The organism is Verrucomicrobium sp. BvORR106 (assembly GCF_000739655.1).
Lineage (GTDB): Bacteria > Verrucomicrobiota > Verrucomicrobiia > Verrucomicrobiales > Verrucomicrobiaceae > Verrucomicrobium.
Genome location: NZ_BATR01000177.1, coordinates 1 through 9,662 on the forward strand (window position 1 = coordinate 1; position 9,662 = coordinate 9,662).

The 9,662-nt window shown below is 61.7% G+C and carries 9 protein-coding genes and 1 riboswitch; of the genes, 4 read left to right on the top strand and 5 right to left on the bottom strand.

What is annotated here, in order from left to right:
• On the top strand, positions 1-346 hold a 346-nt coding region (locus tag BV106_RS31360), incomplete at its 5' end, for an N-acetylmuramoyl-L-alanine amidase (protein ID WP_038171500.1).
• Positions 347-390: 44 nt separating this feature from the next.
• Here the strand turns inward: BV106_RS31360 and murI are convergent.
• A complete protein-coding gene (murI, locus tag BV106_RS31365; RefSeq protein WP_038171502.1) occupies positions 391-1,206 on the bottom strand; it encodes a glutamate racemase in 816 nt (271 codons plus the stop codon).
• 116 nt (positions 1,207-1,322) lie between these two features.
• Positions 1,323-1,495: riboswitch (cyclic di-AMP (ydaO/yuaA leader) on the top strand.
• Positions 1,496-1,931: 436 nt separating this feature from the next.
• Here murI and BV106_RS31370 point away from each other — a divergent pair.
• A complete protein-coding gene (locus BV106_RS31370; RefSeq protein WP_038171504.1) occupies positions 1,932-3,728 on the top strand; it encodes an SPFH domain-containing protein in 1,797 nt (598 codons plus the stop codon).
• A 667-nt stretch (positions 3,729-4,395) separates the two neighbouring features.
• Here BV106_RS31370 and folD read toward each other — a convergent pair.
• The 3 genes from folD to xylB all read right to left on the bottom strand — a co-directional run bounded on the left by folD (position 4,396) and on the right by xylB (position 7,710).
• Positions 4,396-5,277: a bifunctional methylenetetrahydrofolate dehydrogenase/methenyltetrahydrofolate cyclohydrolase FolD gene (gene folD, locus BV106_RS31375; protein WP_038171506.1), complete on the bottom strand. Its 882-nt coding sequence runs from the start codon at positions 5,275-5,277 to the stop codon at positions 4,396-4,398.
• 239 nt (positions 5,278-5,516) lie between these two features.
• A complete protein-coding gene (locus BV106_RS36525) occupies positions 5,517-6,173 on the bottom strand; it encodes a lysophospholipid acyltransferase family protein (RefSeq protein ID WP_051946630.1) in 657 nt (218 codons plus the stop codon).
• 31 nt (positions 6,174-6,204) lie between these two features.
• Positions 6,205-7,710, bottom strand: coding sequence for a xylulokinase (gene xylB, locus BV106_RS31385; RefSeq protein ID WP_038171507.1), 1,506 nt, complete (start codon positions 7,708-7,710; stop codon positions 6,205-6,207).
• A gap of 158 nt (positions 7,711-7,868) precedes the next feature.
• On the opposite strand from xylB, the gene BV106_RS31390 reads away from it, so the two are divergent.
• Entirely contained in the window at positions 7,869-8,246 is a 378-nt protein-coding gene (locus BV106_RS31390) for a VOC family protein (protein WP_038171508.1), read from the top strand.
• A gap of 158 nt (positions 8,247-8,404) precedes the next feature.
• Here the strand turns inward: BV106_RS31390 and BV106_RS31395 are convergent, their stop codons facing one another.
• Positions 8,405-8,620 carry a hypothetical protein gene (locus BV106_RS31395; RefSeq protein ID WP_038171510.1) on the bottom strand — a complete coding sequence of 72 codons (216 nt, stop codon included), beginning with the start codon at positions 8,618-8,620 and terminating at the stop codon, positions 8,405-8,407.
• A gap of 302 nt (positions 8,621-8,922) precedes the next feature.
• Here BV106_RS31395 and BV106_RS31400 point away from each other — a divergent pair.
• Positions 8,923-9,662, top strand: a 740-nt coding sequence (locus BV106_RS31400; RefSeq protein WP_343123387.1) for a PVC-type heme-binding CxxCH protein, incomplete at its 3' end; no start/stop codon positions are given.

A 9,662-nucleotide genomic window follows, 5' to 3' on the forward strand; every position in this document is an offset into this window, starting at 1 on the left:
GGCCAACCGTTTTCCCAACTCCCTGCTGGTCAGCATCCATTTCAATGCCATCCGGGTCTCCGGCATCTCCGGGTATGAGACCTTTTACCGCGGGGCCATGAGCAAGGAGATCGCCCAGAGCATCCAGACCTCGCTCAAGGAAAACGTGCCCGGCGTGGACCGAGGCATTACCTACCAGGACTTTGCCGTCCTCACGCGCACCAAAGGCCCTGCCGTCCTGGTGGAGTGCGGCTTCTTGAGCAATCCCGCCGAAGCGATCCTTTGCAACACCCCCTCCCACCGGCAGAAGCTGGCGGAAGCGATTGCCAAAGGCATCCTCAACATCCGGCCAGCCGTGAGCGGTTAGCCCATCCTTCCGCCCCTTCGACAACCTCGCACCCAGCCAAGCCCCTACGAGGCCAGACTGGCGCGTTGCACCTTCCCGAATTCGGTGTGGAGAAACCGCTTGGCCAGCTCCTCAGAATGCTCTGACAAGTCCGTCAGATACACTTCCAGCTTGGGCTTGCCCTTGGCCGTACGCTCCAGCCCCTGTTCGGCCAGCATACGCTTCACGTGCTCAGCACACGTGAGTGCGGAGTCCACCAGCCGTACCTTGTTGTTCAGGATGCGCTTCAGTAGCGGCTTGAGCAGCGGGTAGTGCGTACAGCCCAGCACCAGCGTGTCCATGCCCTTGTCCAGCATGGGCTTGAGGTATTCACGGAGCACCATCTTGGTCGCCGGATGCTCGATCCAGTCCTCCTCTACCATGGGAACGAGGAGCGGGGTCGCCTCTGCATAGATCTGGAGGTCCGGGCGGCGCATGGCCAGCTCATGCTGGTAAGCGTGGCTCTTGATGGTCCCTGCGGTACCAATGATTCCCACCCGCTGACAGCTGGGGTCCGCCAGGGTCGCTTCGACTCCCGGCTCCAACACCCCGACCACCGGCACGCGAAACATCTGTCGCAACTGGGGCAACGCATGAGCCGTTGCCGTGTTGCAGGCCACCACCACCGCTTTCACGCCTTTGCTCAGCAGGAACTGGGTGTCCTCCACTGAGAACTTGCGGATCGTGTCAGGCGACTTGGATCCGTAGGGCACCCGGGCGGTATCACCGAGATAGATGATCGACTCGTTCGGCAGAAGATCCAGCAGGGCGCGCACCACCGTCAGGCCGCCCACGCCGGAATCAAAGACGCCCAAAGGCGCATTGGAAATGCTTTCGCTCACACCCGATAAAGACAACGAACGCCCGCAACTTCAAGCATGAATCACAAGGACTTGCATCACAGGACCTCGAGGGCGTCACCGGTTCCATTTGACAAAAAAGGGTACATGGAATAACATCCCACTGTCAGCCGAAGTCATTACTGCTTCCTCAGTAGTGGCGCGGGGGAACCGAACTCCTGGTTTTCGCAAGAGAATCAGGACGGGGCGAACGAAGCGGGCAACCGCTTGCAGGGACCACTTCCAAGGTCCAGCCCGTCAGCTAACCTCGCAGGCAATTTGGGAGGGACGATCTCTCTGGGGTCTGCTTCGCAGGCTTCATGGTCTCCCCAACAGCAACATGCTGCACGTGGCGGGTGACCGTCTCGTTCAGCAAGGTCAACGAGAACATGAAATACCCAGCCAGCGCCAACTGCTCCATGCACCGGCGCCACGCCATTCACCGACGGCTGCACGGCAGTCCGTCATCCCACCAGCCCTTCCAGCGCCACATCGCGCCCTAGGATTCAGGTTCTGGATTCCCCAGTCCTTCCGTGACACGGTTCGCGGAAGAACACTGACCCACTTCATCTGGTGTCTTCGCCGGAGGTCCGCCTCCGGGTCAACGACACACGGCATACGTGCGCCCATGGCCCACGCCGTCGCTCTCGTCTGCAAACGGGGCACCAGGAAATTACTGCTCACATCGTCACCCAAGACTCTCACAGAACCTCATTACCCTGCATTTTATGATCACGAACATCTTAGAGTTCATCTGGACCAGCTGGTGGCTGAAAATTCCTCTCAGCATCATCGCCCTCTGGTATTTCCTCGGTGTTGTTTACATCGGGGAGCAGAAGGTCGGCATTGTCATCAAGCGCTTCGCCATGCGCAACCTGCCCCCTGGGCAGATCATCGCCCTAAAGGGCGAGGCTGGCTATCAGGCGGATGTGCTCCCGCCCGGCCTGCACTTCTTCTACTGGACGTGGCAGTACCGCATCCTTCACATGCCCCTCACCTACGTGCCCTCCGGTGAGATTGCCCTCGTGGTAGCCGCCGCCGGCGCCCCCATCCCTCCGGGCCGAATCCTCGGTCGTACGGTTTCCTGCAACCACTTTGAGAACGCCCGGGCGTTCCTGGCCGCAGGTGGGGAAAAAGGCCGCCAGCTCGCCATCCTCACCGCCGGCACCTACCGGATCAACTCCGCCCTCTTTACCGTGATCACCTCCTGGAACGCCACCGATCACGGCCTGAGCCCCGAGATGCTGCGACTCTACAAAGTGGAGCCTGATCGCGTCGGCATTGTCACCACCCTGGACGGCGCCCCCATCGCAGAAGGTGAAATCGCAGGCACGAGCATCCCCGGCCACGACAACTTCCAGAACGCGCAATCCTTCCTCGACAGCGAAGGCCACCGCGGCCTGCAGGAGCAGGTCCTGCTGAGCGGCGTGTGGAACCTCAACCCCTGGTTTGCCCAGGTCGAGCAGGTGCCCATGGTGGAGATCCCCATCGGTCACGTCGGCGTGGTTATTTCCTACGTGGGCCAGGCTCATGAGGACGTGAGCGGTGTGGACTTCAAGCACGGCGACCTCGTCCTGCCCGGCCACAAGGGCGTCTGGATCTCCCCTCTCTACCCGGGCAAGCACCCGCTCAACACCCGCATCATGCGCGTGGAGCTGGTGCCCACCACCAACATTGTCCTGAACTGGGCCACCCGCACGGAGTCGCACCAGTTTGATGCCAAGCTCAGCTCCATCACCGTGCGCTCGCGTGACGGTTTCGCTTTTAACCTCGACGTGTCCCAGATCATTCACATTGGCGCCCTGGAAGCGCCCAAGGTGATCAGCCGTGCCGGCTCGCTCCAAAACCTCATCGACCACGTGCTGCAACCCATCGTCGGCAACTACTTCCGCAACTCCGCTCAGGACTACACGGTGCTCGACTTCCTCAGCGCCCGCAGCCACCGCCAGTCGGAGGCCGCGGAACACATCGCCACCGCCCTGCGCGAGTATGACGTGGAGGCCATCGACACGTTGATAGGTGACATCACCCCGCCCGAGCAGCTCATGAAGACCCAGACGGATCGCAAGATCGCGGAGGAACAGCGCAAGACCTATGAGATGCAGGAGGCCGCGGAGACCCAACGCCAGCAACTCGTGCGCCAGACCTCCCTCGCGGACATTCAACACCAGGTGGTGGGCGCAGAGCAGGGTGTGCAGATCGCCGAGCTTCAAGCCCGCGCCAGCGTGCGCAAGAGCGAGGGCGAGGCTGAAAGCATCCGCCTGCGTGCCAACGGTGAGGCCGACGCCATCCGCGCCACCGGGAACGCCAAGGCCGAGGCCTACACCGCAGGTGTCGAGTCACTGGGCCACCAGAACTACGCGATGCTCCAGCTCATGCAGATCATCGGCGAGCGCAACGTCCGCGTCGTACCCGATGTCGCCGTCACCGGTGCCCAGGGTGGCAGCGGCCTGCTGGATGCCCTTATGGCCATGATGGTGAAACGCGACACCTTGCCACAGCGCCCGGCAAGTGAGTTGAACTAAGCTGGGCCCATTCGTTTCCCACCCCAAAACCAAACCAAAAACAAAAACCAAACAGAGCGGGCGGACGAGATTCCGCCCGCTTTTGATTTGTCAGAGTGTTCCTGAAGATTAACCACAGAGGCACAGAGAACACAGAGGGCTCACTAGGATTCAGAAGGGCTGAGCTGAAGAAGACGGTGATTCATAAGACCTCTCCACCGCAGCAGATAGTGCCAATCGTTGCGCCGCCCCCTGTCATAGCCTGCGGAGCTCTGTTTGTAGTACAAACAGCTACCAAACCACCCGCACCCCGAACCCGGAGCGTTCACCATGAGTAGCCACGGGTTGGACCGAGCGAAGCGAGGGCTACCCGTGGACAGCAACATGGAGATTTCTACCGCGGAGCGGTAGGCCCATGGCGGCCAAAGTCTGAGTGGGTGGTGTTGCGGGATTTCGCGTGGGGTTCGCAACGCGATTGGCCTACCGCTCCGCGGTAGAAACCCTTCGTCCAGACTTCCATGGGTAGGCCTCGCTCCGCTCCGCCGACCCATGGCTACTCATGGCGAACCCTCCGGGTTCATGAGATAACACGCAAATTGACGCACCGACGCACCGACGCACCGACGCACCGACGCACCGACGCACCGACGCACCGACGCACCGACGCACCGACGCACCGACGCACTGACTAAGCCCCTACCAACTGCTTGCAGGCCTTGATCGTGTTCGCCATGAGCATCGCAATGGTCATCGGGCCCACACCGCCGGGCACCGGGGTGATAGCGCGGCACTTGGGGGCCACTTCGTTGAAGTCCACATCGCCCACGATCTTGTAGCCTTTTTCTGAACCCGGATCCTCCACGCGGTTGATGCCCACGTCGATGATGACCGCGCCTTCCTTGACGTGCTCGGCGCGGACAAAGTTCGGCCGACCGATGGCGGCGATGATGATGTCCGCCTCACGGGTGACTTCAGCCAGATTCTTGGTGCGGGAATGCGCCACCGTCACGGTCGCGTCACCACCCTTACCTTTGGCCATGAGGAGCAAGGCCATGGGCTTGCCCACGATCATGCTGCGGCCCAGCACCACCACCTTGGCGCCGCTGGTTTCCACACCGGCATCCAGCAGCAGTCGCTGGCAGCCCGCCGGCGTGCAGGGCACGAAGCCCGAGGAATCTTCCAGAGCCAGCTTGGCCACGTTCACCGGGTGGAATCCATCCACGTCCTTCCGGGGATCGATGGCCTGCACCACCGCACTTTCATTGATGTGCTTGGGCGGCGGGCTCTGCACGAGAATGCCGTGAACGGCGGGATCCGCGTTGAGAGAGGCGATATGGGCCAGCAGTTCCTCCTGGGTCGTCTCAGCGGGCAGTTCCAGCTTCACCGAGTGCAGCCCCAGATCCCGGCACTTCTTGTCCTTGCTGCGCACATAGGCCCGGGAGGCGGGGTCATCCCCCACCAGCACCACGGCCAGACCGGGCTTGTGCCCCTGGGCGGCCAGGGCGGCGATGTCCTGCTGGCACTCCGCCAGCACCTTGGCGGCCACTTCAGATCCTTTGATCAACTGCATGAATTCCCCTAGCACGCGCCTGCGGGGGCGGCAAGTGCCGGGGTGGGAAATGGGGACTGCCGTCAATTTCAGCACAATGACCCCGCACAACTCAGAATTCCCTAAGCCGACCAGTCGGCACTCCAACACTGAGGTCTTTCCGTAATGAAACGCACTGGGTATTTGTGACCTGACCGCCCAAAGACTTGCCATTCAAAAAAGGTTACCTCGAACCCCAACTGGCGCACTGGATTACTGAATCACTGACTTACTGAATTACCGAGCCCCTCCCGCGTTCCCTCCCGCAGGATCCGCTCCAGCTCCGCCCGCTGCGCCTCGCACTCCTCCTCGGTCATTCTTCTGGGGACGGTGAAAGGCTCGGCGAACTCAATCTCCACGCCAGAAAAAGGCAGGGGCAACTGAAAGCCGTCCCAGGTCTTAAAGGTGAAGGCCTTGTCGTAGCGGATGTGCACCGGCATGAGCTTGCCACCCGTGAGCTGGGCCAGCTTGATCACGCCCATGTTCATGTGGTACTTCGGCCCGCGCGGCCCGTCGGGGGTGATGCCGATGTCGTGGCCCGTCTTCACATAGTGGGCCAGTTCCACCATGGCCTGGGCACCCCGCTTGGAGCTGGAGCCACGCACCGGCTTGAGCCCAAAATCTGAACACGCTTCGGCGATGATCTGGCCATCCCCACTGGGGCTGGTGAGAAAGGCCCCCTCCTGGCCGGGAATCAGGTTCTGCCGCAGCCAGGGAATGAGGAACATGCGGTTGTGCCAGAACACCCAGATGTGCCGTTCATCCGTCGGGTAGGCCATGCCAGCCCGGTTGACGATACGGTACTTCAGGGTGTTGCCGATGGCACGGATCAACCATGCCACCGGACGTCCGGGATTCTTGAGCCTTATCTTCGCCACGCGATTCTCTACGAGTGAAACGAGGCCAAGGCTAGAGGTATTCCACCTCGTGCAGGCGCCGGGTCAGGCCGGTGAACTTCTCCAGTTGCGCACTGTAAAAGGCCACCGCCTCCGGCTCCGGCTTGCAGCGAGTGCTCTCGTCCAGCGTGACGAGACGGTCCGTTAGTTCCTCATACTTGCTCACCTTGCCCTGCTGCTTGAGCAGTGCGAACGCCGCCTGGATGGCGGAGCCGAGTGCAGCACCTTCTGCGGTGGCCAGGGTGACCACTTCCGCATTAAAAACGTTGGCCGCGATCTGACGCCACACAGCGCTCTGGCTACCGCCGCCAGTGAGACGGATCTCGCTGGGAGACAGGCCGAGTTCGCGGAAACGCTTCAAGCCGTAGGCGAGGCCCAGCGTGGCCCCTTCCACCGCGGCGCGGGCCAGATTGGCCGGGCTCATGTTGGTGGCGCGGAGACCATGCAGCACGCCCGTGCCGTTGGGCAGGTTCGGCGTGCGCTCGCCATTCAGGTACGGCAGGAAGGTCACGCCATCTGCTCCCAGGGGGGCGCTGGCCACCGCGGCCTCGAGCTGCGGAATCGTCCAGCCGAACATCTCGCGAATCTGCTCCGTCACCACGGTGACGTTCATCGTGCACACCAACGGCAGCCACTGATCTGTGCTGTCGCAGAAGGCCGCCACTTCGCCCTGGCCATCCACCACGGGCGAATCAGCCACACCATACAGTGTGCCACTGGTGCCAAAGCTGGCGGTGATCACGCCGGGCTTCACATTGCCCGTGCCGATCGCGCCCATCATGTTGTCACCGCCACCGGCGCTGATGATGACGCTCTCGCTCAGTCCCCACTGCTTGGCCAGGTCCGGGCGGAGGGTCCCATGAACCTCATTGGAGGAGCCTACGGGCGGCAGCATGTCGATAAGACGCGGATCCACGAAGTCGGCCAACTCCTTGGACCAGTCCCTCGTCCGCACGTCCAGCAGGGCCGTGCCGCTCGCGTCGCCGTACTCCATGCGTTTCACCCCGCTGAGCCAGAAGTTGATGTAGTCGTGCGGCAGCAGGATGGTCTTCACCTTGTCAAAATTCTGCGGCTCGTTCTGCTTCAGCCAGAGGATCTTGGGCAGGGTATAGCCCGGCAGCATGGCGTTCCCGGCGAGTGCGATGCACCCGGGTTGCCCGCCGAACTCATGCGCGATCTGCGCGCACTGTTCCTGCGTGGAGGTATCGCACCACAGTTTGGCCGGGCGCACCACTTGGTCTTCACCGTCCAGCACCACCAGACCATGCTGCTGGCCACTCACACCGATGCCCACCACCTGGGACCGCTCGGCCCCCAACTGGTCCAGACAATCCGTGATACAACCATTGATGGCGTCGATCCAGTCCTGAGGATGCTGCTCCAGATGCCCTGCCGGCAGTCCAGGAATGAGATCGTACTCCCGCTTGGCGTGAGCGACGATCCGGCCGGTTTCAAATTCCAGCACAATCGCTTTGGAGCTCTGCGTGCCGCTGTCGATGCCGAGGTAGTAGGTGGACATGGAAGTGAGGTGAGGAAATGAAAATGGAGACAAATCGTGCCTATAGCGGGGTCTTCTGTCCCCCGCCATGAATTCTTATCTAATACGATTGTTTCATCTCGTCCAGTCCACCAAACGGTCCTTGCCCGTAATCCAGTTCTACCCTATCGCTCCCCATCATGGTCACCAAACTTCTGCACACCCGCTATCGCGTCGCTGATCTGGACAAGACGATCTCTTTCTACAAAGACGTCCTGGGCCTGGAAGAGGTGCGGCGTCACAAGTCCCCGCGGGGCTCTGAGCTCGTCTTCCTGAAAACGCCCGGTAGTGAGGAACTGCTGGAAATCTGCTGCTACCCAGCCAGCGGCCCGGTGGTAGTGGGCCCAGACCTCACCCACCTTGCCTTCCAGGTGGATGATCTTGAGGCGTTTGCCAAACATGCCGCTGAAAAAGGCTACCCGCTTTCCGACGGCCCCACCCAAAGCTCCAGCGGCAAATTTGCCTTCATCGACGCCCCTGAAGGCTACGAGATCGAGCTCATCCAGTACGGCTCCTGATCCGCCCGTCGTTTCAGCCTTTCGGGCGGTTGTTAAAAAACTGCCAGACTGCCGTCTGAAATATCACATTTGTACAAGAAAGACCCGGTGGGGCACCTTGCCGCCACCGGGCTGTTCTAGGGGGGACATCAGCCACCCGGCCTGCAACAAATGCAGGTCTAGCGCACAGTCGTGGTCTCCGTGGTCGTCACCGAACTCCGCGCTGGGGCATGATAGGTGGTGACGTTACCCGTGGTGGTGGCAACCGGGCTCACCGTCGTGCGGACGGTTTCCGTCGTCGTCTGGGTCGACACTGTCGGCGGAGGAGGCGGAGATTCACAACTGCTCAACGCCAGGGCGGTTCCCAAAGTCAGGGCCGAGATAATCAGTTTCATTGGATATCGGGGTTTGAATTCCGGCCGCCCGGCAGGAGCAGCCATTCCCATCCCTTTCTAGCGGTGAATATGCCACGCCGCCCGCCGCGATGTAACTGACTGATCCTGAGCCGTTCGCAGAATAAGTTCCAGATTCTTCACGCCTCTTCCTCTTGCTGAATGCAACGGGGACCTCACCTTCATGAGCAAGTTGCACGACAGGGTTTCAGTTTTGGGACCGTTGTAAATCTTCCGCCCGCCCGGAAGTGCCCTCACCGCTGCCAGCGGGCCGTGCCCCTGCCATACAGTTCTCAGCCCTGCCCATGCCCTACTGCACCCCACTCTCTCGAATCGCCCTTCTGGGGGCGTCCTGCCTCACGGTCGCGATGGCGCTCCCTGCCGCCGCTGCCGGTGACTTCCCGGTCCCTCCGGACAACCAGCCCCTCACCGTCCCCTTCCCGACCGCCGAGGAATCGCTGAAAAAGCTGCAGCTTCCCCAGGGCTTCAAGGCCACGCTTTTCGCGGCCGAGCCCGACATCAACAACCCCATCGCCTGCTGCTGGGATGAAAAAGGCCGCCTCTGGGTCGCGGAGAACTTCACCTACTCCGACAGCAAAGAGCGCTACGACATGAAGCTGCGGGACCGGATCCTCATCTTCGAGGACACGGACAACGACGGCAAGTTCGACAAACGCACCGTGTTCTCAGACGACGTCCAGATGCTTACCAGCATCGAGCGCGGTCTGGGCGGCGTCTGGGCCGTGTGCCCGCCCCATCTGCTCTTCATCCCGGACAAGGACGGCGATGACAAACCCGATGGCCCGCCGCAGGTCATGCTGGACGGCTTCAGCACCCAGGCCGCCAGCCGACACACCTTTGCCAACGGCCTGAAGTGGGGCCCGGATGGCTGGCTCTACGGCCGCTGCGGCATCAGCAGCACGTCCTATGTGGGCACGCCGGAGACTCCTACGGAGAAGCGCCAGGGCATCGCCGGCGGTCTGTGGCGCTATCAGCCCGGGCAGAAGAAGTTTGAGATCGTGTGCTACGGCACCACGAACCCCTG